This is a genomic window from Aquimarina sp. AD10 (assembly GCF_003443715.1).
GTDB lineage: Bacteria > Bacteroidota > Bacteroidia > Flavobacteriales > Flavobacteriaceae > Aquimarina > Aquimarina aggregata.
In genome coordinates, this window is sequence record NZ_CP031965.1 from 851,932 (window position 1) to 877,151 (window position 25,220).

General features: G+C 33.3%; 16 protein-coding genes. 9 read left to right on the top strand and 7 right to left on the bottom strand.

Annotated elements, in window-relative coordinates; translation table 11 throughout:
* Window positions 1-4: 4 nt before the first annotated feature.
* Window positions 5-4,006, bottom strand: coding sequence for a T9SS type B sorting domain-containing protein (locus D1816_RS03580; protein WP_147405047.1), 4,002 nt, complete (start codon window positions 4,004-4,006; stop codon window positions 5-7).
* 252 nt (window positions 4,007-4,258) lie between these two features.
* Here D1816_RS03580 and D1816_RS03585 point away from each other — a divergent pair, with 252 nt between their 5' ends.
* On the top strand, window positions 4,259-7,114 hold the full coding sequence (locus tag D1816_RS03585) for a carboxypeptidase-like regulatory domain-containing protein (RefSeq protein WP_118501207.1): 2,856 nt from the start codon (window positions 4,259-4,261) through the stop codon (window positions 7,112-7,114).
* Between the two features lie 4 nt (window positions 7,115-7,118).
* Complete coding sequence (locus tag D1816_RS03590) at window positions 7,119-11,696, top strand: TonB-dependent receptor plug domain-containing protein (RefSeq protein ID WP_147405048.1); 4,578 nt, start codon at window positions 7,119-7,121, stop codon at window positions 11,694-11,696.
* Between the two features lie 78 nt (window positions 11,697-11,774).
* Here the strand turns inward: D1816_RS03590 and D1816_RS03595 are convergent, their stop codons facing one another.
* Complete coding sequence (locus D1816_RS03595) at window positions 11,775-12,629, bottom strand: T9SS type A sorting domain-containing protein (protein ID WP_118501209.1); 855 nt, start codon at window positions 12,627-12,629, stop codon at window positions 11,775-11,777.
* Between the two features lie 313 nt (window positions 12,630-12,942).
* Here D1816_RS03595 and D1816_RS03600 point away from each other — a divergent pair, with 313 nt between their 5' ends.
* From D1816_RS03600 to D1816_RS03610, 3 genes are all read left to right on the top strand, one after another.
* Entirely contained in the window at window positions 12,943-13,173 is a 231-nt protein-coding gene (locus tag D1816_RS03600) for a hypothetical protein (protein ID WP_118501210.1), read from the top strand.
* 282 nt (window positions 13,174-13,455) lie between these two features.
* The gene (locus tag D1816_RS25560) at window positions 13,456-13,626 is read left to right on the top strand and encodes a hypothetical protein (protein ID WP_162900332.1); all 171 of its coding nucleotides are present in this window, start codon (window positions 13,456-13,458) and stop codon (window positions 13,624-13,626) included.
* Window positions 13,619-14,008 carry a YchJ family protein gene (locus tag D1816_RS03610; protein WP_118501211.1) on the top strand — a complete coding sequence of 130 codons (390 nt, stop codon included), beginning with the start codon at window positions 13,619-13,621 and terminating at the stop codon, window positions 14,006-14,008. Before D1816_RS25560 ends, D1816_RS03610 begins: the two co-directional genes overlap by 8 nt.
* 4 nt (window positions 14,009-14,012) lie before the next feature.
* Here the strand turns inward: D1816_RS03610 and D1816_RS03615 are convergent, their stop codons facing one another.
* Both D1816_RS03615 and D1816_RS03620 read right to left on the bottom strand, forming a co-directional pair.
* Complete coding sequence (locus D1816_RS03615) at window positions 14,013-15,098, bottom strand: adenylate/guanylate cyclase domain-containing protein (protein WP_118501212.1); 1,086 nt, start codon at window positions 15,096-15,098, stop codon at window positions 14,013-14,015.
* A gap of 181 nt (window positions 15,099-15,279) precedes the next feature.
* Window positions 15,280-16,365 (bottom strand): adenylate/guanylate cyclase domain-containing protein, encoded by a 1,086-nt coding sequence (locus D1816_RS03620; RefSeq protein ID WP_066310409.1) that lies wholly within the window; start codon window positions 16,363-16,365, stop codon window positions 15,280-15,282.
* A 187-nt stretch (window positions 16,366-16,552) separates the two neighbouring features.
* On the opposite strand from D1816_RS03620, the gene D1816_RS03625 reads away from it, so the two are divergent.
* Window positions 16,553-17,131 (top strand): carboxymuconolactone decarboxylase family protein, encoded by a 579-nt coding sequence (locus D1816_RS03625; RefSeq protein WP_066310408.1) that lies wholly within the window; start codon window positions 16,553-16,555, stop codon window positions 17,129-17,131.
* 6 nt (window positions 17,132-17,137) lie between these two features.
* On the opposite strand, the gene D1816_RS03630 is transcribed toward D1816_RS03625, so the two are convergent.
* Window positions 17,138-18,490 (bottom strand): hypothetical protein, encoded by a 1,353-nt coding sequence (locus D1816_RS03630; RefSeq protein ID WP_118501213.1) that lies wholly within the window; start codon window positions 18,488-18,490, stop codon window positions 17,138-17,140.
* Between the two features lie 250 nt (window positions 18,491-18,740).
* Window positions 18,741-19,475: a hypothetical protein gene (locus tag D1816_RS03635; protein ID WP_118501214.1), complete on the bottom strand. Its 735-nt coding sequence runs from the start codon at window positions 19,473-19,475 to the stop codon at window positions 18,741-18,743.
* A gap of 438 nt (window positions 19,476-19,913) precedes the next feature.
* Here D1816_RS03635 and D1816_RS03640 point away from each other — a divergent pair, with 438 nt between their 5' ends.
* From D1816_RS03640 to D1816_RS03650, 3 genes are all read left to right on the top strand, one after another.
* On the top strand, window positions 19,914-22,325 hold the full coding sequence (locus D1816_RS03640) for a T9SS type A sorting domain-containing protein (RefSeq protein WP_118501215.1): 2,412 nt from the start codon (window positions 19,914-19,916) through the stop codon (window positions 22,323-22,325).
* Window positions 22,326-22,470: 145 nt separating this feature from the next.
* Complete coding sequence (locus D1816_RS03645) at window positions 22,471-23,379, top strand: DUF6268 family outer membrane beta-barrel protein (protein WP_118501216.1); 909 nt, start codon at window positions 22,471-22,473, stop codon at window positions 23,377-23,379.
* Between the two features lie 237 nt (window positions 23,380-23,616).
* A complete protein-coding gene (locus tag D1816_RS03650; protein WP_066311004.1) occupies window positions 23,617-24,183 on the top strand; it encodes a hypothetical protein in 567 nt (188 codons plus the stop codon).
* Here the strand turns inward: D1816_RS03650 and D1816_RS03655 are convergent.
* Entirely contained in the window at window positions 24,180-25,061 is an 882-nt protein-coding gene (locus tag D1816_RS03655) for a pirin family protein (protein ID WP_118501217.1), read from the bottom strand. The two genes, D1816_RS03650 and D1816_RS03655, sit on opposite strands and share 4 nt — an antisense overlap.
* Between the last annotated feature and the right edge of the window lie 159 nt (window positions 25,062-25,220).

The following is a 25,220-nucleotide window of genomic DNA, read 5'->3' on the forward strand; positions in this document are numbered from 1 at the left end:
ACAGTTATCTTTTTAATGTGAAATGACTGCGGTAGGTCTGTGATCCATCTTCGAGTTGAGCAGTAAACCAATAATCTGTAGAGGGTAGTACTTCTCCGTTATAAATTCCATCCCATCCACTACCTTTTGGGTCGAGTTGTTTTAAAAGCTTTCCGTATCTATCGAATATGTAAATAATCATTTCAGGTAAGTTCTCGTCTGCTATCACATTCCATGTGTCATTAAAGCCATCATTATTTGGGGTAAAGAAATTTGGAAAACCAATAACAAAGATATCTTCAGTAAGGGTTCCACAACCGTTTACATCTCTTACAATTACTTGATGTAGTCCCAAAGCAACATTTCTAAATACATTATCAGATTGAAATGATCCATTGTCTAAACTAAATTCATGAGCGCCGTCACCAACAACAGTGGCGATAATGTCATTACTCTCTGCAAAAGAACCGGAGGACAATGATAATTCAAGACTTTGAGGGCCTCTAGATGCGTTTATAGTAACACTGGCTGTATCAGAACATGTAGAAACAATATCCGTGTAGGTAACCGTATATGTGCCTGGCAATAGTGTTTCTATTCCCGAAGATGTTTGTCCGGGAATTATGGTTCCTTCAAAACTCCACACAAATGTGAAATCAGATGGGTCTAAAAAGGTATCTATAAAAGGAAAATCATTATCAGGTCTAGGAATTCCGTTTTCTGTAACGCATATTACATTTTCATTAGCTAATTCTACTTGAGGAGCAGTTACAATATCAAAAGATACATTAATACGATCGCTAGGACACTTTTCTGTAGTATCAAAAGCCTCTACACTGTAGGTATAATTTCCAACGGCAGTCTCAGTAGGAGTATAGGTAGTTGTATTTTCTGCTAGTAATGTGCCGTCAGGAGCGTACCAATTTGCGGTTTGTCCAGTTAACACTGTCACAGATAATGCAGGATTAGGGCTACCTACACATATTCTTTGATTTGTTGGGCTTGTAGGTTCTGCAATATCTGGACAAGTGCAATCAGGGGCAATTATATCTAAAATATCTTCACATGTAGTATTAGCTGGGTTACTAGCGGTGATACTAAAATTTGTACCTGCTGCTATATCCGTAATCCTAGCATTTGCAGCATCTATCGTACCTGCACTAGGAGGATCAATAGTAATAGTCCAAGTTCCGTTTGTAATAAAAGAAACAGAATAACTATCGCGATCATCAGAACAAGTAGTGCCATCAAAAGCAAGATTGGGAGTAGTTTCTATTGCAACTGTAATGATTGCTGAATCTGGCGTAGGACAGGTTGTTGTAGATACAGTGTAGGTATAATCACCAGCAAGTGTTGTAGGGTCAGACGGATCTATAGTACCTCGATCTGTTGTTCCAAAAGGATTACCGTTAGGATCAGTCCATGAACCTCCCACATCTGGGGTCGTTCCTAAACTATCAAAGAGATCAGAAGTACTATCGGTAGAACAAAAAGAAACTGTATCATCATCACCCGCATTTGCTCCCGTATTAATGGTAACTTCTACGTCTACACTTTGACTACATCCCGTAACACCCAGTGTATAGGTATATGTACCTGATAACGCTCCCATTACTGAAGGATCTAAAACACCTTGATCTGTTGTTCCAAAAGGATCTCCATTAGGATCTGTCCATGATCCTCCTGGATCTGGTGTTCCTCCAATTCTAGTAAATAAACTAGTAGGTGCTGCGGATATACAGGTATTTAAGGTACCGTCTGTTCCAGACACAGGAACATTTACTATCGACACGGTCACTTCTCCTTTTCTAGGAGGACATGTTCCTATGATGGGTAGGGTATAGGTATATACTCCCGCAACATTGGTTGTTGCACTAAAAGTACCTAACTCTCCACCTGTCAATGCACTTGGCCCTGTCCATGTACCACCAGGTATAGCAGCCAGTTCAAGACTATCAAATAGATTAATAGTAGGAATTCCGCTAGCACAACCACCTGCGGTTTTCTTTTCATCTATTTCTGTAAATGCTTCTCTAAAATCTACATCGTTACCTGGGGGATCGGGAGTGTTGGGGTTATGATTATCAGGTAGATCGGTTGGTAATTCACCACCATCAGTAGGATTTGTTACTGCCGTTGTCGCATCAAGGGGTACCGTATCAAAGGCATTATCTAAACCGTCATTATCTGTATCGCCTCCAGCTGGAACAATATCGGCAATACCATCTTGGTTAAGGTCATGAGCTTCAATGGTATCACTTAAACAATCATCATCAGAGTTTACGTCTAAATAATCTGGTATTGTATCTGCATCAGTATCTACTGGTGATATAGCACCAGTACCCTCATAAGCATCATCAACACCGTTTTTATCAAAGTCATTTCCGCTAGGCGCAATATATGTAGCTGTAGGCTGTCCTTCAATATTGTCTTGTATACCATCATTATCAGAATCGATATCGAGATAATCAGGTACTGTGTCTGTATCACTATTTATGGGCGTTAATTTACCAGCTACGGCAAGTGGTACACCATTTGCATCAACACCAACATCTGCTATTCCGTCTCCATCGGTATCTATAATTCCATCTACGATTCCGTCATTATTTGCATCTAAATCTCCACGACCAGCTTCTACAATATCAAAAATACCATCATTATCACTATCAAGGTCAAGGAAATTTGGAACTTCATCTCTATCAGTATCGCACTCTAGGGGAGCAAAACGAATATTATCAATTCCCATATCATTACCATTAGAACCTTGAAGCTGTTGATTTCGTATTCTTAAGGTTAGAAATGTATTGGTAGGCACCGTAATCTTGTCTAGTAAAGTTCTCCAGATATCATCATTGGCCACGCCTAATGCTGCAGAAGTGGTAGTTAATATAGTGGCGCCACTATTTTGATCTATTATTTCGAGATCTAGTGCAGGGACATGTGCACAACCTTGATCACATAGACCTACCATATCAATTCTAAAGTTATATTCTATTCCGGCAGAAATGGGAATATCTTTTAATTCGTATAAAACTTGATTTCCAAAGTTAGATGCAATGTTGACTGCTAAAAATCTTCCATTGGTATCACCTCCTCCATCAGAATGGGGTATTGGATTTTGATCTGTAGTTACAAACCATACATCAAAATTAGCCGAGTTAAACATGTATAAAGATGTAGCTACGTTATAGAAACCATCATCTGGCCAGTTTGGGTTATGTTGATGTCCTATAATATTAGGATCTGTTGTAGGGGTATCTCCTGTACCGAAATCGATATCTACTACAGGGCTTGATTCTGTTAAGGTAGCGGGTGTACAAGCAGCGTTTTCATCTGCATCCAGTATTCCGTCATTGTCATCATCAAGGTCAGTAGCATTGGGAACACCGTCATTATCAAAATCATCATTAAAACATTCTTTAACCACCACACGAGATTCACTATCAGAACATGGGGAAGTAGCAGATACCAGGTATCTATATACTCCAGGTGCATCGGTACCAATAGTAAAAGTACCTCTATCTCCATTGGCTAAAGGGGGATCCCAAGTACCTCCTGTATCAGGACCACCTTGTAACAAAGTAAAAAGATCAACATCTCCGGTTTTATTACAAAGAAGAAGACTTCCTTCGGTACCAGGATTAGCGGGTTGTTGTACAATAATATCTATAGTCTCTGATAAATTACCGCCAGTACCGCCAAAAGCTTCTACTCTAATAGTTGTATTTGTTAGTAATCTATCGGCTCCAGTAAATTGATGAAAAGTACCTGCATTACCATTTTCACCTTTTATAAACTGACCAGTGGTTACATTAGTCCAATTATATCCAGTAGCTCCATTGGGTGGGGTAATATCTAAGTTAACCTGAATGACATCTCCTCTACAAATCGTATTTGAAGGCGCATCAGAGCTTAATGTTAAAGTCTGTGCAAATAATCCTTTTGACATAGCCAATAGGAAGACTAATATCAAGTATGTTTTTGTGTTCACTATAGTTTGAGTTTGTGTGAGTTTTACTCTTTTCACCTTTTCTTATGTTAGAATAGATTCAATTAAATAAGCCCTTTGAGATCATATTCTATTTATAAAAACAACTAAAACATCAAATATCCTTTTAGAAACTACAAGTATTTTTAATTATATCATTTAAGGGTAAATGATCTTGCGTAAATAATCATGAAAAAATCAGTTCCCTCATTAGAATGTGCGTTTCACTCATTTACTATTTTCGAATTGTCGATACCGTAGTACTTTTAAAACACACTAAAAGGAACGACTATGAAAAATCAACTACTCTTGAGGTATATAGGTATATTGATACTACTGAATTCTCAATGCATATATGCTCAACAAGGAATTGTCTCTGGCACTCTTAAAGATGAAGAAGGGTTACCATTACCAGGAGTTAATATTATAATCAAAGGGACTACAACGGGAACGCAGACAGATTTTGATGGTAATTACAATATATCATGTGCTATCGGAGACGTTTTAACATTTAGCTATGTGGGTTTTGGGCAAAAAGAGATTTTAGTAACTGCTAAAATGTTTGGTGGAAATGATAGTACAGAGATTATCAAAAAGCAAGCCGTAGAACCCATAAAAAGTAAGTCTTACGGGAAAGCGATAACGAATAACCAGACGACCGGTTTTATGATTCCGGATATTGGAAATGATGGTTATACGTATAATAAGGATGGCCCCAACTACTTTAACCATTATAGAATTAAGGGTATTGTAGTTGACAATCCTGAAACAAAAGTAAAACTAACCTATTTTACACCTGATATTTTTTATGAAACGGGTTGGAATAGTACTCTTGCAATGCAATTTATTCAAAACAGTAATTTACCTAGACTTCAAAAGGAATTTAGTCAAGGTCAACCTTTTAATAATCAAAATACATTTTTTGGACCAGAAAGCGGGGTTCCATTTTCATACGGACCTAGACTAAGTACTCTAAGATTTGATGGATTAAGTAATCCCTTTGATCAAAATGGAAGGTTAATACCTAATACAAATAATGATGGAGCTATTGTAAACGCATATGATAATGAAATATTAAGAACTGTAGTAAAGACAGGTAATGATTTGTTTTTTAATGTTTCAACACAAAATCATTTTATAGGAATACTTTTTAATAGCAAAAAAAACAGGGATATTTTTAATAGAGAAAATAGTCGATTTGAAAAAGTAACATTAAACTATAATAATGCGAAAAATAGTTCTAAAAAATTAATTTGGGACACTTTTATTACATACACTAACACAATTGATAATCAGCCTAATTTAAATGGATTTTTAAACACATTGTTGCTTAATACATGGGCTACACCAACAAGTTTTGATAGTAAACAAGGTACCATACTACCCGATAATAAACAACGTACGTTTAGTGCAAATAATTTTAATAATCCTAATTGGCTCTTAGAAAATAATAGAAACCGAATAAGAACTAATGATTTTGTTGCCAGTTTACAAAATACTCTGGAGCTCTCAGACAACACTTCTATATACGCTAATACAAATTATACCAGTACAAAAAATACGCAAGAATTTGGTTTAATACCAGATACTATTGGTTTTTTGGATGGATATGGTAGCACAAAAGATTTTAATAGTGATGCTTTTAATTCGCTGATTAACTTTAAGTTCAATTCAAATGGGAATAAAAATGAATTAGAATTAGAATCGACAGTACAGTATACTTATAATTCTTTAAAGTACTCTTTAAAAGAAGAAACAGGTTTTACCCCTTTTTCTTTTAATAATCCAAATAGTACGACAATTATTGAAAAAAACGTAGTCAGAAATATGGTACAGTTTACGAATAGTTTGAGTTATTCTTTTTCCGAGTATGAAGCCAAGGCTTCTATAACTCACAATGCAATTACTTCATCGATTCAAAATAATAAATGGTTTTTACCGAGTTTTCAATTTGAAATAGATTTGTCTAACTTTTTAGATAGTTACTGGCTATACGACATAAAACTACATACAAGTACTTCTTTTGAAGCTCAGCAAACACCTTTATATTATGCAAATCAAAGTCATAATAGTTTAGATATTACACCGATTCAAAGTCTTGCCCTGATGGCAAATGATGACTTATTTGTAAGTAATGATATTGAATTAGAAGAAAAAAACAGTTTTACTTTAGGAACTAACTTAGTATTTGAACTTTTTAATAGGCCAGCTACTCTAGAAGCTAATTATTATAATTATAAGCACAAAAAAAGTGTATTTCCGGTTATAAATGAAAACCAATTTCAATTAAAGAATGTAGCAGATATTAATCAATATGGTTTTGAAAGCACGTTTAGTTTTCCAATATACTTTAAGTATAACTTTTCGTATACTCCAAAACTTGTATTTTCTACTTATCGCAATAAAGTATCTAAAATATACGGAAACAATGAAAGAGTTCCTATTGCAGGTTTTTCTACAATCTCGAAAAACTTGATTAAAGGGCAACCAGCAGGAGTTTTGGTTGGGTCCGCATATGCCAGAGATAATCAAAATAACATTATTATAGATCAAGATGGATTTCCTTTGATTTCGTCTACTCCACAAATTATAGGAGATCCAACTCCAGACTTTAGTCTTGGTTTTTCAAATTCATTTGACTGGGAGAGATTACAATTTAGTTTTCTTATAGATTTTCAGAAAGGAGGAGATGTATGGAATGGCACACAAAGTGCACTTAATTACTTGGGAACCTCACAACAATCTGCAGAAGAAAGAGAAATATCACAATTTGTATATGATGGTGTTGATCAACAGGGGCAAATAAATACTATTCCTGTAGATTTTGCCAATCCAGAAAATGATATTCAGGACAATAGGTTTGTGCGATATGGGTTCGAAGGAGTTGCAGAAGAAGCTATAGTAAAAGGAACCTACCTTAATTTAAAATCTATTCAATTATCATATCAATTTAGAAGGGATACTGATAGAGACTTTATACGACTTTTAGATATAGGAATTTATGCCAAAAACATATTTACCTATACAAAATATAGAGGCGCTTCACCTTACAGTAGTCTTTTTGATCACAGTTCAGGTCAACAACTTCAATTTTTTAATACGCCACTAACAAGTGAAGTTGGTCTACAAGTTAAAATCAAAATATAAGCATATGAGAACTATTACAAACAATAAATACATCGTTCTTGTCATACTAATACTAAGCGTTACTTCTGTTTCATTTACTATTTATGATCAAGAACAAAAATTGATTGAAGATATTTATACGCATACCGATCGTTCATTCTATTTTCCAGGAGAAACCATTTGGTTTAAGTCTTATGTTGTGGATACAGATCATAATATAACTACTTTAAGCGATGTCATGTATGCAGAATTAATATCTCCAAAAGGTACAGTGGTTGAGCAGTTAAAAATAAGAATTAATCAAGGTTATGCTTACGGTAACTTTGATACCAAAGAAGAATGGGCAGGGGGGGTGTATACTTTAAAAATGTATACGCATTGGATGAGAAACTATGGGGAAGAGATTTTCTTTACAAAGAAACTTACAATTCAAAAAGTAGTTCAACCCAATGTACTGTTTACTCTTAAATTTGAAAAAGAAGGCTATGGTAAAGGAGCTGAGGTTGTTGCTGATTTTAAGGTCAAAGACTTAAAAAATAAACCGTTATCTAATAAAGAGTTACGATATGAGGTAGCGGTAAAAGGTGAGAAAATTATATCTGATAAATTTAGTACCGATGCAAAAGGAGTTGCAAGACCAAGGTTTATGTTACCTATGGATTTATCTACGGCAGATGTAGTATTTACAGTTTTAATGCCCTATAACGGCACTACAGAATCTATATCCAGAAGTGTTCCTGTCATATTAGATACAATAGATTTACAGTTTTTTCCTGAAAGCGGTAATATTATTGCGGGAGCTACCAATCAAGTTGCGTTTAAAGCTTTAAATGAGTTTGGAAAACCAGTTGATTTATCAGGAGAGATTATTGATAGTAATAATGAGATAATTACTCAATTTAAAAGTTATCATGACGGTATGGGTGGTTTTTCATTGTTAGCACAATCAAATGTCAAATATTATGCGCGTATAACCTCACCGTTTACTTCAAAAAAGAAATTGCCTTTACCATTAATTAAAGAAAAAGGAGTAACATTTTCGGCTACTACAGATAGTACATCTACAATACTTAGACTATTTTCTAGTATAGACGAAGAGTTACAATTAGAAGTTTCAAATGGATCAAAAAAACTTTTAAATCGATCTATAGCAAAAGAAGAAAAAGTAATAAAAATATTTACAAAAGATATGCCCATAGGTATAACTCGCTTTTCAATTAAAAATCAAAACAAAATCCCAATAGCAGAACGGTTAGTATTTTTAAATAAAGACAGACAACTAAACATAGAGATTAGTACTGATAAAGAAAATTATGAAACTCGAGAAAAAGTTACAGTTCATCTTAAAACAATGGATAAAAAGGGTAAGCCTATTCCATCTAACATTTCATTAGCCGTAGCAGATAATAAATTACTTTCATTTGCAGATGATAAACAAGATAACATATTGTCGTATTTATTAATGTCTTCAGAATTGAAAGGAAAAATTCATAAACCTATTTTTTATTTTAATAAAACAGAACCTAAAGCAACAAAAGCTTTGGATTATGTAATGCAGACACATGGGTGGAGAAATTATTTGACCGAAGCAGTAATCACAAAAAATAATGTAAGATTTTTACCAGAGCAAGAAGATATTCATCGGGGAGTCGTATTAAACAAGTCAGGAAAACCCGTAAAAGCACATTTATTGTTATTTGATGAATCAGGAAATAAGGTGTTAGTCTTTGATACCAATGATAAGGGACAATATTTATGTAAGCTAGGAAAATCAAGAAGTTACACCTTAATAGCCTATACCGATACTAAAGAATCACTTCGTATAGTTGAGACTGCTTCAAAAAGAGGGTATTATGCTTCTAGACATCAAACAAATAATGGTAAAGATACTAGAAGAGTAAAAGCGTTTGTTGGTAATACACTACCAATAAAGAAGCCAATTAAAAAGAAAGCTACGGCTTCTGTAACTTTAGATGAGAGTAGTGCAGCGTTAGAAGAAATTGTTATTGTTGGCTATGGTATCGATCGTAAAAAATCACTTGGTGGTTGTATTTCATATATTAAATCAAATGATATTACAGAGAATTCTAATGTCATTGAACTTTTACAAGGTAATGTAGCCGGTGTTAGTATTGTAAATGCAGATGGTATATATGGCAGTGCACATAAAATTCATATACGAGGAAATGCAACTATATCGGGTAATAATCAACCCCTTTTTGTTATAGATGGTGTTGTTGTTTCTTCAGAATCTATGATGAACATGGATACAGCAAATATTGAGTCTATTACAGTTTTAAAAGATGCTGCCGCTACCTCGCTTTACGGAAGTCCTGGAACTAACGGTGTTGTTGTAGTCTCATCTAAAAACAAAAAACACATTTCTAACAGTTGGAAAAAGAAATTAAATAATTCAAGAAGATATAGTAATTATAGTTTTCATAATATATATAATAACAACTCAATTACATATTATACGCCAAGTCAATTTTATGTTCCGATATATGACAGTGAATTGGTACCTCAAAAACGTACGGATTTTAGAAAAACTATTTATTGGAATCCCGTAGTGCAAACTGATAGTAAGGGTGAAGCATCTTTATCATTTTATAATTCTGATGCCATTACTTCTTTTAAAATTACAGTAGAAGGGATTGGATACAATGGACTTGTAGGAAGAAAAGAAAAGGATTATAGCACCAAAAAACTCTTATCTATAGATGTAAAAACACCTAATTATATGGCACTTAATGATACGGTCATATTACCTTTTACGATTAAAAATGAATCTCGTGATACTATAACTACAACTTTAGGGATAATTGTACCAGAAGGAATAGAACATATCGCCTCTGTAGATAACCAAATTAAAATTTATCCAGGAACTGTATTAGTACAAGAGGTAAAAGTTCGACCATTTAAGACAATGAAATTGGGGACCATTAGAGCATCAGTCTCTACAGAACAAGGGTATAGTGATATCGTACATAAGGATATATCGGTTATAAGTCCTTATTTCCCAACAGAAACATCAATATCAGGTTCAAAAAATGAATCATTTACTTTTGATGTAAATCATGTTGTTCCCGGGAGTGTTACAGCTAATTTTAAAATATATACGGATATCGTAGGTGATGTTATGAATGGTGTAGAATCTCTAATAAGAGAACCTCATGGATGCTTTGAACAAACATCATCGAGTACATATCCAAATATTTTAGTACTTAAATACCTTCAAGAAACAGGTAAAACTAATCCTGCTATTTCTAAAAAGGCGATGCATTATATACAAGAAGGATATAAGCGATTAATAAGTTTTGAAACCAAAGAAGGAGGTTTTGAATGGTTCGGGCATACACCCCCTCATGAATCATTAACCGCTTATGGGGTGCTGGAATTTACAGAAATGAAAGAGATTTACCCAGAGGTAGATCAGAAAATGATCAATAGAACCGTAGATTGGCTGTTAAGTAGAAGAGATGGTAAAGGAGGGTTTAAAAAAAGTAAAAAGGGATATGATAGCTTTGCAAGTTCTCCTAAAGAAGTAGCTGATGCTTATATCGTGTATGCAATTATTGAAGCGGTACCTACTGCAGCTATTAGTAAAGAATATGATGCGACTTATGCCAAGGCATTACAAACTAATGATACCTATAGAATGGCGTTGTTAGCTCTTTCTAGCTTTAACTTAGGTAAAACAGATAATAGTGCATTACTGCTATCGGCACTACAAGAAAATATAGCAACCCATGGGTTTGATAATTTACCTGTAGAAAATACAATAACAAGATCATATGCCAATTCAAAGAACATAGAGACAGTTGCTTTTACGCTATTGGCACTTATGAGAGATTATAAAAAAAATGAGCTTCTTATTACTAAAGGAATTGAATATTTAGTAAGTAAAAGAAAAAATGGGCGTTTTGGAACTACACAATCTACATCCATAGCGCTTAAAACCTTAATTGAATATACCAAAAGACAGAAGTCAGAAATTATAAATAAAGATCAGACACTAAAGCTCACTATAAACGGTAAAGAATTAGTTAAGAAATTAGAAATAAATGAAAAAGGACAGGTTGTTATACAGAACCTTAATAGCTATATAAAAGAGGGTGAACAGCAGATAGAAGTATATTTTTCTAACCCCAAACAGACGTTTCCGTATGAGATGATTGTAAAATGGGAAAGCACCTTACCAGACACTTCTAATTTATGTAAAATGCAACTAGAAAGCATAATTAAAGATCAGAAATATGCAGTAGGAGATAATGTGAGAATGACATTACAGGTATCAAATACATCTTCAACTGGAGTGGGGTTACCAATGGCTATTATTGGGATACCATCAGGAACAACAACGCAACCATGGCAACTAAAGGAATTACTAGAAAAAAAGGAAGTTGCTTATTATGAGATATTTGAAAATTACTTAGTGTTGTATTGGCGAGAATTTGCTGCAAAAGAAACTAAAGCTATTGCATTAGACCTTAAAGCAGATATTGCTGGAGCGTATACCGCACCAGCCAGTACAACATACTTATATTATGAAGATGAATATAAACATTGGATACCAGGAAACACCCTAGAAATTGAGCGTTGATAAGATGCTAGAATAAGTTTGTGTTGTATTAAGTTAATGATGGGAGTACGAAATACTCCCATCATTAATTTTACAGTTTTATTCTACGACTATTTTCTTACTATGGGTTTCCCCGTTCTTATTAATAGTTTTTAAGATATATATACCATTAACCAATGACTCTATATCAAGTATATTATTTTTCGTACCTCTATATTCAAGTTCTAATATCCCGCTGAGGTTATATATAAGAACATCCATAGGTTCTTTTTGTGCATTATCAATGATCAATTTATCATTTTCTAATGTAGTTTTAAATCCGATTCCTATCCCTCCAGTTCCACAAACAGGTGGTTGAAAATTAGTAGTTACTGTTCTTAAGCAAGAAGTAGAACCAGCAGATGCGTTTACAGTTACACTTACTCTTTTTACACGATCATTACATGGAACAGGAATAATGATTTGAGGAAAACCATTAGGATTTAGTGTTCCAATAAAGTTTGAAGTGTTGTTAGATTGAAAAGTAACAGAAAACGAACTACTCGTTATGGACCAACCAGATTGAAGGTTAGGGACGGTAAAGAATGCTAGATTATCTTGTCCCAATACATTAAGTTCGGTAACACTGCCAAGAGTTACCCCACACGAAGTACCAGTAACGGTGATATTTCTAGAGGCACAACAAGGAGCAGTTCCAGCTCTGAACTTGGTGATATAAACTGTTCCATTTGAATTTCCTCTTACTGTAACTGAGGACCCTGTATTGGTACCAACAATAGCTAAACCACCAGTAACAGACCAGAAATAACTAAACCCCGAGGAAGACGGAACGCTATAGGTACGATTAGTATTTGAAGGAATCGTACTAGACCCAGATATAGTACAACCTACACCACATTGTGAAGTCGCTACTATTGTGGTCATAAAGAAAAGAACTAACATAAAATTTTTCATAATTTTTGGATTTAAGAGTATTTATCGAAAATTACTTAATAGAATATCAAAATATGCAAAAACTGTATTAAGCTTATGCTAAAAAAGCTACACTGTTAGTAATCAAATTATAGTATTCTAAGAATTCTATCTCCTTGAATTTCTTTTATAATTAATATTTACTGTTATGCTAGCAAATAAATTATATTAACAATTATACCATCGAATGTGAAACTTTAATTATAGAATCGTTAAAGTACAGTCTAGTTATACCTAAAGCAGTAAAAGCATCGTTAGTTGAATGCTGACTTGCGTAATAAAAATTCCCCTGACAATGATGGTGATTGATGGCATCATCATTGAAACACCCTTGACTACTCTGGTAGTGGAGGGTGTTTTTTATTTATTACTATTCTTTAAGGAAGGAAAAGCATTATTTTGGTATGATAAAACAGGAGGTAAGATTGAGTTTTTTACTAAAGGCGGAAAACATCCAACAAATGGTAAAGTGCTAAGACCGGCTATCCAAAAGATCATTCGTAAATATGTATTTGGAGAAGAATAATCACACATGAATTCTTATAGGAAATTTAAGGAGTATTTCTTATCTTAATTGTATACAAATACAAACCTTAAAATAGCATTTATTATGGAACTTATGGAAATCATAGACAAAGATGAAAAGATACACTACATCAATCCAAGTCACATATCAGCAATTTGTGAGATAGACAATCAATGCAAAATTAATTTAATGGGACAAGATTATATGTTGACCAAAAAATCTATGAAAGAAGTAAAAATTCAATTGATGTCTTTTAGGCATTATTAATAGATATATTTGCATATGGCTAAAAAAGGAAAAGAAAAAAATACGCAGAACAAAGCCAAACATGCTAAGTTGATGAATCGTAAAAAGAATAAGCTACGAAAAGAAAAAGAGGCTAGGGCAGCTCGCTTAAAAGAACTAGTGCATAAAATGAATCAACAACAAGATAAAACTGCTTCTAATGAGTAATTGTTATTGCGGTAGGTCTTTCTCGTATGATTCATGTTGTGGTACAATACATCAAGATATTTCATCAGTAACTACTGCAGAGGATTTAATGCGTTCGCGTTACAGCGCTTTTGTTTTGGCTAATGGGGATTATCTTATGCAAAGTCATCATTCTTCTACTAGACCTTCGTCTAAAGAAAAGAAATCAATTGTACGATGGGCCAAATCAGTACAATGGGTTAAGTTAGAAGTGGTAAGAACTACTTTAGGAAAATCAGATGATACAGAAGGAACTGTTCATTTTAAAGCATTGTATTATGAAAATGGTAGTTTGCAAATGATCGAGGAACATTCCAAATTTGTAAAAGAGCAGGGGTATTGGGTATATTTAGATGCATTGTAATAATCTAGGCTATTTGATTTATAGCATGAATACCTACTTTTTCTTGTTTTCCTTTAAGTAAAACACTACCTAAAAATTGCGATGTTATATGTGCGCTCATCTTTAGATCCTGCATTATCTTTTCTGATATTAAAAAAGGAACTTTGTAGGTGTTACATTCGCCTTGTATGCGAGCAGAGGTATTAATCACATCACCATGGTATGCAATTTCTTTCTTAATCACACCTACTTCTGTTACCATTAACTTACCTCCATGTAGTCCCGCTTTAAATTCTGGAATAACACCATATTTATTTTGATAATACTCTGATTTACGTTGTTTTTTCTGTTGAAAAGCAAAAAATAAATCAATACAATTATTATTGGCTAATCCTTTTTTATAGGGCCAGCTCAGTACAACTTCGTCACCTACATATTGATAAATCTCAGCATTAAATTTTGGTACTACAGCATTAAGATCATAAAAACAATCTTGTATAAATTCACTGTATTTATAATGTCCTAAGTTTTCTGCAATAGCAGTAGAGTCTTTTAAATCTAAGAACATAAATATTCTTTTTTCTTCTTGCGGAGTTTTATATTTTCCTAGTAATAGTTTAAGAAATGTACCTTTTCCAAATTTTTCATTTGCCATCTTAATAAAAGAAAACACAAATGAAGCTACTATGATATATAAAATAGCTGTCCAAAATGATTTGTTTTGTGCCCACCATCCAGAATCTGTGTTTACATTGGTGTCGTTGAAATCCGAGAATACATCTGTTACCATGGTAAAAACAAAGATTGTAGTCATGAAATGAAATAAAGTTCTAATAACCACATCATTGGTAAGGGATATTCTTCGGGCGGCAAATGCATCGAAAATAAAGTCTATAGTAGTATATAAAGCACCGATTAGTATACCGATACTAGTTAATTTTAACAAAGAATATAATATTCCTAGAGTGCCACTATATGAGGTAACAACAGTAAAATGATCTTCTTCATCTATTCCGTAGTATCTTAATATCGAATATAATCCCATGGCTATAGACCAAAAAAGAACTGATTGCGATAGTAGCTGCGTATATTGTTTCAACTTGCGATTCATAATAGTATAGCTTTAATTGATTTACATTGACATCGAATCAAATGATTATCAGATGCTTTCTATACCTAAAACAAACAAACGGAAAAATCCCCTACTTTTTTATTTACATTTTATTTTTTAAAAGAGTTTTTAATTGTGTAAAACATTGATTTTTAATAGCTATTTGTTCTTTTTGAAAGTATTAACGAACCTTGTTAATGGTGTGAATATTCACTTTCTCTTGCTTTCCTTTAAGTAAAACACTTCCCAAGAATTTAGAAGTTAAATGAGTGTTTATTTTTAAATCTTGTAATAGTTTCTCTGAAATTAAGAGTAACACTTTATAGGTATTACATTCGGCTTGAATACGCGCAGAAGTATTTATTACGTCTCCGTGATAAGCAATTTCTTTTTTTATGACTCCAACTTCAGTAACCATCAATTCTCCACCATGTAATCCTGCTTTAAACTCTGGGATAACACCATACTTATCAAGATAATACTCGGATTTCTTATGTTTCTTTTGTTGAAAAGCAAAAAATAAATCCACACAATTATTGTTAGCAAGTCCCTTTTTGTAAGGCCAACTTAAAACCGCTTCATCACCTACATACTGATAAATTTCGGCATCGTATTTAGGAACTACTTCATTAAGGTCATAAAAGCAATCTTGTATAAATTGACTGTATTTGAAATGCCCAAGATTTTCTGCAATGGTAGTAGAGTCTTTTAAATCCAAAAACATAAAAATTCGTTTTTCTTCTTGTGGCTGCTTGTATTTACCCATAAGCATTTTAAGAAAAACGCCTTTTCCAAACTTCTCTGTTGCAATTTTGATAAATGAAAAAATAAAAGAAACAAAAACAATATATAATATCGTTGCCCAAAATGATTTGTTTTCTCTCCACCAACCAGCTTCAGTATTTAGATTGATGTCATAAATACTAGAAAACAAATCCATAATAACTGTGAATACAGCAATAGTGGTGATAAAGTAAAAGAAAGTCCTAATTATCAAATCATATACAAGGGATATTCTATTGGAAGCAAAACGATCAAAAACAAAATCTATGGTAGCGTACAAAAAACCTATTAAGGTACCGATACTAGTAAACCCTAGTAAAGCTCGTAAAGTTCCTTGCAGACCACTATACTCTGTTATAACCTGAAATCCTTCTTCTTCCTCAATACCATAATATCTAAATATTGAAAATAACCCCATTACCACAGACCAAAAAAGTACAGATTGCCATAAAAGCTGCAGGTATTGTTTCAACTTACGATTCATGATTGAGTATAACTTTAAGTTCTAAAAATAGAATAGTATTACGGATTAAAGATATAAATATTATCCTAGTATCATATACTAGAAACCTTTTGAGTATTGCATCTATTTCTTTTATTTTTTTTCATCCATAGTGACATTGTCGAGATCATTTAGTAACTTGATAACACCAACTTAAAAATATGATACAATGAAAACAATAAGTTCAATTATTGACGATCCAATTACAACACCCGAATTAGAAAAGACTTTTGAAACTGTTAAAGAAGAACTGGGAGCTCCCTTTGTTCCACATTTTTTTCAAGTATGGGGAGACTCACCGATGGCATTACAGGGTATTGTACCACCAATGAAATTTATATTAGGAAGTGGCGAACTAGACCGAAAAGTCAAAGAAATGATTATGATAGCTGTGTCTTCATATAGACATTGTGACTATTGTGAAGCAGCGCATCATGTGTTTTGTTCTAGTATGGGGGCTGTACCTGAACAAATAGATGCTTTAGTGAATACGTATACGTTACCAGAAGATGATAATCCTAAAGACAAAGCAGCCATAGATTTTGCAGTTAAACTTGCAAAAGACTCTAAATCTAGTAGTGAAGCAGATTTTACAAAACTTAAAGATTTAGGGTATTCTAAATCAGAAATCCTTGAAATCATTGCAATGTCCGGTATGGCAGTTTTTTATAGTCATCTTGCTGATGCAACGAAAATTACGATAGATAAAGGTTTTATTGATGCTTTGTCTAAAAAAGAACTGTCCTGATATATATTATTTACTGTACCATTTTGCAATAGTGTTTTGGGCAGGTTTAAATCTAGGTGAGAAATTAAGACTTTGTGGAGCGCTTTCTTTTGTAGTTCGAGTATCCCACTCCCAAATATATGTTCCGGCGAACCATTCTTTATTCCACAAAGATTCAAATAAGGCTTGATAGGCTAGTTGTTGTGTACGGTCAGATTTTTTTTGGTACAGTATACTAAAATAAGACCCCCATTCCCATGGTTTTATTGTGGCAGATGTTTCACTTTTATAACCTACTTCGGTAAATAGAATAGGTCTTTGATGGTTTCTAGATAAATTCTCTAGTGTCTTGATATGTGTATTCCACCCTTTTTTTATAGATGCTAAATCAGGGTTTACTTTTTGCGTTAACGGAAAATAAGCCTGTATGCCTATATAATCAAGATCTGACCAAAAGTCAATGATCTCATATTCTCCATCCCAATTTGCAGCATACGTGAGTTTACCAGAATAGATTGCTTTTATTTCTTTGACTAAAGCTTTCCATTGCCCTGGTTGCCGTTCTAACGAAGATTTTAACTCGGTACCAATACAAAATAGTGATGCGCCGCTTTTCTCTGCCATATGTGCATAGTGTAGCATGTTTTTACGATATCTTTCAAACCAAATTTTCCAATCCGAATCAGATGAAAAGTCAATTTCTGATCGCCATCCATCGATTACCCAAAGGTGGGGTTTTAATTGCACATGAATTCCTTTGTTTTGTAGTTGTTGAATAGTATTGATAAAAGTTGAATCTCTTTTAGACCATTGACCAATACTATCTGGCATACTTATTTTTGTGGTATTGTTATCTTTTTGAGAAATAAAAGGTATGACTGCTACCCATTCTATATTATTTTTAACCAATGAGGTAATGGCTTTGGTATTATCAGGTTTCCAGCCAAAAACACTCATTCCTCTATGTTTACCGTCATTTTTATATAAGTTTTTAGAGTGTTCATTAGTGTTTTCGATACTATGATCCCATTGATAAATAAAATCTTCTGAGCCGTTAGTATAAACTATAATTTTGTAAAGACAAACAATAACAAAAATCGGAATTACAATACTATATAAGACTCTTTTTCCCATAATGCGTATTCCTTTTTTATAATATAGTCTCTTGAAATATCGAATAAGTAAAAAAAGAACGCACAAGACAATGAAAAGTACATGAATGCTGATTAAGAAAGAAGTATAAGCTAAGGCTTCAATAAGGTTCTTAAGTACTGCTTTAAAGGAAATATCAGTACCTAAAGCGAATAGAAGAGGTACAACAAATACAATCCCCCAAGTAATGATGTATATTATAATTGCAATGACTACTGCTCTTTTCATAGTGTATTATCTAAATACATATGTATTAGAAGTAGAATCACAAAAAATGTTACATTTTTAAACCTAAAATAGACTTATAGAAAGGATAAATAATTTATGTAAGCTAAAGAGGCTGCTTTAGAAAGAAAAATCTCACTTGGTGTAGAGTTAAAGATAATATAATGACTATCAATATTCTCAACTCATTTTAGTGGGATATTTAGTTATGGGTATTCTTTTTAAACAGCCTCAATTCAAATAGTTTTTTTAATTAGAAATTTAATCTTCCGGATTCGTTGGCACTACAGTAAAAATTATCCCAATTGGTACTTTTATCACTATCTAACCATACATTAGGATGTGTCCAAAAACCAGAAGATCCAGTGGTAGCAATGGCTTGATCTTTGGATAATAATTGGCAAATAAATTCTTCGACAAACCATCCATCTGTTCCCTTGAGGTATAATCGACCATTATCGACTTCGACCCATTTTATAGCTCTATCAGGAAAAGAAGCAACAAATAGATAAGCATCATAACCTCCATCTAAATTATCTACTGCATCGTCCATCTGATTAAATGTAGGTCTGTAAGAGCCAGCACTAGTTGTAAATTGAATATAAGCTCCTCTACACCCAGTTGTCTGGTTATTGATCTTAGTTCCTGTTTTTACCCAGAGGCGATATACCCATTCTGTACCAAATCCTTTTTGATGTTGTAAGGCATTGTTCGTTATATATGTATGTACCGCATTATCAAATTGTAACATTGCCTCTTTTTGAGGAACGTCTTTTTCAAAGTGCATTTTTACAACAGGTCTGGTAATTTCCGATTCGATTATATGAAAAGGGTCGTCATTTGTACTTGTTGTACTTTTATAACCTTCTTTTTGTTCTATTTTAAATAAATGGTCTTCTTTATTGATATCGGTTTTTTCATAAGAACCCAAAAAAAGAAACCCAATGACTATGGGTATTATAATCCCTAGATTACTAAATTTCTCCATTTGTTTTAGTTTTAGAGTTAATATACTATTAAATAGGTGTAAGCCATTTAGTTGGTGTTCTTAAGTATTTTTAAACCTGTAGAACATGCTTGTACAAAATTATTTTCTTTAAAAAACTAATAGAAGAGGGATATACCCCGTTTTTTATTTAAATAGCCCCTTTTTAAAGGGGGGAATTTCACCTTTTATTACGTATATTTAATACGGCAAACCTGTAGATTTTAAGTCTAGAGAATTATGTTTTTTTTAGCATTTAAAAAATCTCTTCGGTATGTTTCTTGATGCATTAAGTTTTATGTAATGCCTTTAGTATGATCTAAATAGATCATTGATGTAGTTAAAATATATTGCGTTCAATACGCCAACTTTTGAACAAGGGTACTATAGGATCAGTTTCCTGTAGGACAATTATATATTAATTTTTTAAAACCTATTCTAATGGAAATTAAAACGATTACACAAGTCAAAATGCTTGTGCTAGCATTTGTTTGTTTCGCATTTTCGCCAAGCATATTGTTATCACAACAAAATCCAACAATGACTAAAGCAGCCGAAGATTTACATGCTTATATTAAACATTATAATCAAAGCGCAAATAAGAATACCATTTCTAAACAAAGGACTACAACAAGTACTACAACTTGGCCAAAAGGAGTAAACCCATTTAATAGTTATTTTGGAGATAATGGAAGTTATAAGGAATGGAGCAATTATTTTTATAATGAAGCTCAAGCGATTAAAGATCGTACCGTTAACAAGAAATTGAGAATGACTGTTATTAATGAGGTCGAGGGTGATAATCAGAGTATAAATGATACTCAAGCGTCGGCCCAAGCTATAGCTAACTTTGGTAGTGGTACTTCTAATAATAATAGAATAAATATAATTGGAGGCTTAACAACACAAACAATTCCTGAATTAGAAACAAGTATAACTACCGTTGATGAAGATAACGGTGCTATTCCTGTAGCTACATCGTTAGATTTTGATGGGCCGTTTAAAAGTGTTACTGCTACTTCTACCTTTGGAGATGGTCCTCATGGTAGTGCGGGATCAGGATCAGGAGATACAGATTTTTATGAGGTTGATCTAAAGGCTGGAGATCTAATAGAATTTAAAGCATCTGCTAGTGAAGGCTCTATAGTAAACCCCGTTACAGTGCTTTATAATGCAGCAGGACAGATTATTACTTTTGATGTAAGTCCTACACCTGTTACTTCGGTAAACTTTTTAGCTCCTGAAGATGGTTTATATTACTTTGGATTATATGATTTTAATATGTTGATCCAATTAACACCTGCTACCGTTACACCATTTAATTCTGGTGGAGGAGTAGGTATTGGCTTAGAAGGAGACTATGAAGTAGAAGCAAATTATTTTGGACAGACAGAATCTGATTTTTATTCTTTTCAACTCAAAAAAGGAGATGTTTTTGGTATCGCAGTTAATGCCCGATCAAATACAACCGCTAGATTGTTTTTTCCTAACGGAGAACAGGCAATCGGTACAAGTGGTTTCGGAAACAGAGGAGTAGAGGGGTCTCCACTACCTCTTAATGGAGAAACTTCACTTTCATACATTGCTCCAGAAACAGGAACATATAGAATATCTATAAATGGTAATATAGGTATATATGCTGCCGAAATTGTTGCCGCTAGGCCTGGATTAGAAATTAACAAAGGTCAAAAACAGATCATTTATCTAGATTTTACAGGATCTGATTTTAAACAAAGAGACTTCTTTAATGTGCCAGATAGTGTTTCTGTTGGTGATCCCGAGTTAGATAAAGAACGTTTTTTATCTCCTTTTGGAGATTTTCTTGAAAATTGGGGTATAGAAAATAATAGGTTAAATAGAACTCGAATTACTGCTGATATTACTGATGTGGTGAAAGAAAACCTTCAAAGAGATTTAATAGCATCTGGTATTAATTTTAATTTTAATGTAGAAATTGTAAGTGATTATGGTAATGCAATATTAGGAGATAGAATCCCTAAACTTCTTGAAGCTAGGGGAGTGCCTTACGGAAGAGTAATTATTGGAGGTACAATTGAAGAATCAGGAATAGGAACCATAGGAATCGCAAACTCTATAGATCCAGGTAACTATAGCCTTACAGATGAAGCTTTAGTATTACTAGATGTCTTAAGTGATGTAAATCCAAATGCAGGAGCTTCTATAAATAATATCCCTAGAGCAGATGGGGTACCAATAGAAGATTTGGTATCACTTGTTGTTGGTAATGTTACTGCACACGAAATAGGGCATTATATAGGTAATTTTCATACTACAGTTACCAATGATGTGTTTTCTATTATGGATGAAGGAGGTAATATTTTGTCCCTCGTAGGTATTGAAGCTGGAGCAGCTTTTGGTGATCCTAGTACGGTAGATGTAGATTTTTCTCAGGATACGTATAGCCTTAGGGAATTATTCGAAGTAGAAGGCGTGGATCTTACAGATGTAAATAGTGCTTTTGCTTTTAGTTTTTTTCCATCATTTTTTAGAGAAAAAGATGTTCTTACGTCAAATATAGATGCCCTAGAAAGTAATGTGTTGGCAAAACTGGATAAACAATTCCCAGCTAAAGTTTCTAGCTATCCAAATCCTCAAAAGAGGATAGAAACTTCTCGTTTGATATTTTCTTCAGAAAAGAGTGGTCCTGCAAAAGTAGTACTCTATAATATGCAGGGTAGTACCGTAGGTACTATATATGATGGTTTCTTAGGTAAAGGAGAAAATAAAGAAATACTTTTAGACCCGACCAGATATAATCTTACTAGAGGAATTTATATATACAAAATACAAACTGCAGAAGGTGAAACAAATCATCAAATCGCAATAAAATAGTGTGTTGTTAATTAGATTTTATTTAAAAGACGCCCTTTGCATCCTGCTGGGGCGTTTTATATTTAGAAAAACAGTATTGTAAAGTATAAAAGAATAATTGTATACTTGCTGATATAAAACAAACTATAAATTTATAAAACCTTGTATGATAAACAGATTGTGTACAATTTTCATTGCTTTATTTTTTTCTCAACTATTGGTAGCCCAGGATTATATAGATCTTGTAAAAGTTAATTACGGCTCTATTCTTAATGCTTCTTTTGATAATAGTGATGAAGAGACTAATGTGTCTTTACTAGATATAAATGTAACCTATCCTATAAAAATTAATGATAAATTAGTAATTGTCACAGGAGTCGATTACACCCAACATACCTTAGATTTATTACCAAATGCAGCATCAACAAGTTTAAAAAATATAACGCTTAAAGCAGGGTTTAATATTAAACATAGTGATAAATGGACAGGGACTTATGTGTTTTTACCTAAAATTGCTAGTCAGGATTTACATACAGATGGTGATCATCTATTTTTTGGTGGATTGGCACTTTTAAAATATCAAAAAAATGATCACATGCAATACCGTATTGGTGCATATGCCAGTAGTGAAGGTTTTGGTACTTTTTTAACACCGATTTTAGGCCTTTATCATTTAAGCGAAAATAAAAAATGGGAGGTTTCGGCTAGCTTACCAATTAATGCCGATGTTAATCATCGTTTTAATGATGCTGTAGCTATTGGTTTAGGGTTTCAAGCCTTTGTGAGATCATTTAGTTTAGAACGTCAAGATAATGCACCAAGGTTATATGCGCAAATGTCAAATATAGAGCTGGGGCCTTATGTACAACATAGTTTTTTAGATAATAGCATATTGGTACGATTACAAGGAGGATATTCAACAGCTTCATATGAAGTTTTTCAGGAAAATGATACATTGCCTATTCGTGTTTCGGCATTTGAGTTTGGAGATGATCGTAATCAACTTAATCCAGAAATGACAGGAAACCTTTTTGTGAGAATTGGGGCAACGTATCGCTTTGACCTTAGTAAATAAAGAGGATCAAAATTAATTGTTATATTATTGCTTGATTCCTTTTAAATGGTTGTATAGGAATTTCCTCATATTTGTTTATTTTAAATTATGAGAAGGTATAAAAGACTATTTAAATACTATGTGTAAGTTGAATCATATTTGATTTAAAAACGCTCTTCATAATACAATGTTAAAAACTTGTTTTTACTTTTTCAATAAATTGTGATTTCTTTGCCAGCGGGAAAAAAATACAAGACATTGGAACATCAAGAAAAGGAAACTGTTAAGGTATATACGCGCTATAACTTTTTTAATAAGACATATTGTGTGTTTAAAGGTGCGCCATTATGGGAAATTAGAAAAAGAAAACCTAATTACCGAAGTGAATCAGGGAGCACCTATTATTATACAAAACATGGTGTCTATAGAATGTCTAACCATTGGGGAAGAGCAGCAAAATGCCAATGGCGTTTAGTTTCAGATTTTCCTGCAGAGATTGATGATCTAAGACTTGGGTATGCAGATTGGGCAGATTTTAGAGAAAACTTAGACCCGGATATCGATGCTTACTATATTTCTGTAGATTTTGAGACAAAGAAAGTAAGTTATATGCATAAGGATAATCCGGCATATGATAATATAGCTGTATTGCGGTCTGCAGATGCTACCCGTAAGCTTATCAAACAAATAAAAAACCTTTTGGAAAATCATAAATGGGCAAAATATTATGATTATGAAGATCTTGAAGAGTTTAGAGAAGAAGTGGTGACTAGATTAATAAACAGTACAATCTCACTAAATGAACTACGTAGAGAATTGGTTTAAAAACCTATTTCTGGTAAAGGTACATAAGTATCATCTCCTTTAACTATCGGAAATTCGTGATTTTTCCAGCGTTGTTTGGCTGTTTCTATTTTGTCTTTGCTCGTTGAAACAAAATTCCAGTAGATGTGGCGTTCTTCAGGAAATGGTACGCCTCCAAACAATAGAATATGTGTATTAGGTTCTAAAGTTATCGCACAACTATCTTCTGTTTTAGATACTAACATGTTTCCATTTTCAATACGATCATTACAAGCAATAATAGCGCCTTTTACTATACAGATGCCTATCTCACCTCGCAACTGACCCTTGATTTCTAATTCGTAGGCTGTTTTAGATTTGATTTCAATCATAAATAATTCCGAATGAACGGGTAGAGGAGAGGTTTTACCATAACCTGTGCCCGCAATTAAACGAAACGTAGTTTCTTTATCTTTCCAACTAGGTAAATCTGAAGCATTGATATGATGAAACTCTGGAGCTATATCTTCTAGTTCTTTTGGCAAGGCTACCCATATTTGATACCCATGGGCGATGAATTCAGAACCATCCCTTAGATCATTTGGTGTACGTTCTGTATGAGTAACACCTTTACCGGCTACCATCCAATTTACAGATCCTGGAGAAATACGTTGATGTGTACCAATACTATCTTCATGCATTAGTTCGCCATCAAGCATATATGTTAATGTAGACAGTCCAATATGTGGATGCTGATCTACATCCATGTAATGCCCTTTTTTTATAGTTGTTGGCCCCATATGATCAATAAATATAAAGGGACCTACCATTCTTTTCTTTCTAAAGGGAATCAATCTACCTACTAAAAAGTCGCCTATGTCACGACTTCTTTCTTCTATAATTAAACCTTGATTAGACATTATTAGTTTTTTAATACGGCTATTAAAAGTATAGTTTTTTGAGTGAGATTACGTTAAATATTTATTAAGGTGAAATTTTGAAGATGAAACTTGAAAGTGGTCAAAGATTTCTAATAGATTTTCGAAGAAAATAAAAAGCGAAATTACTAAGTAGTATTT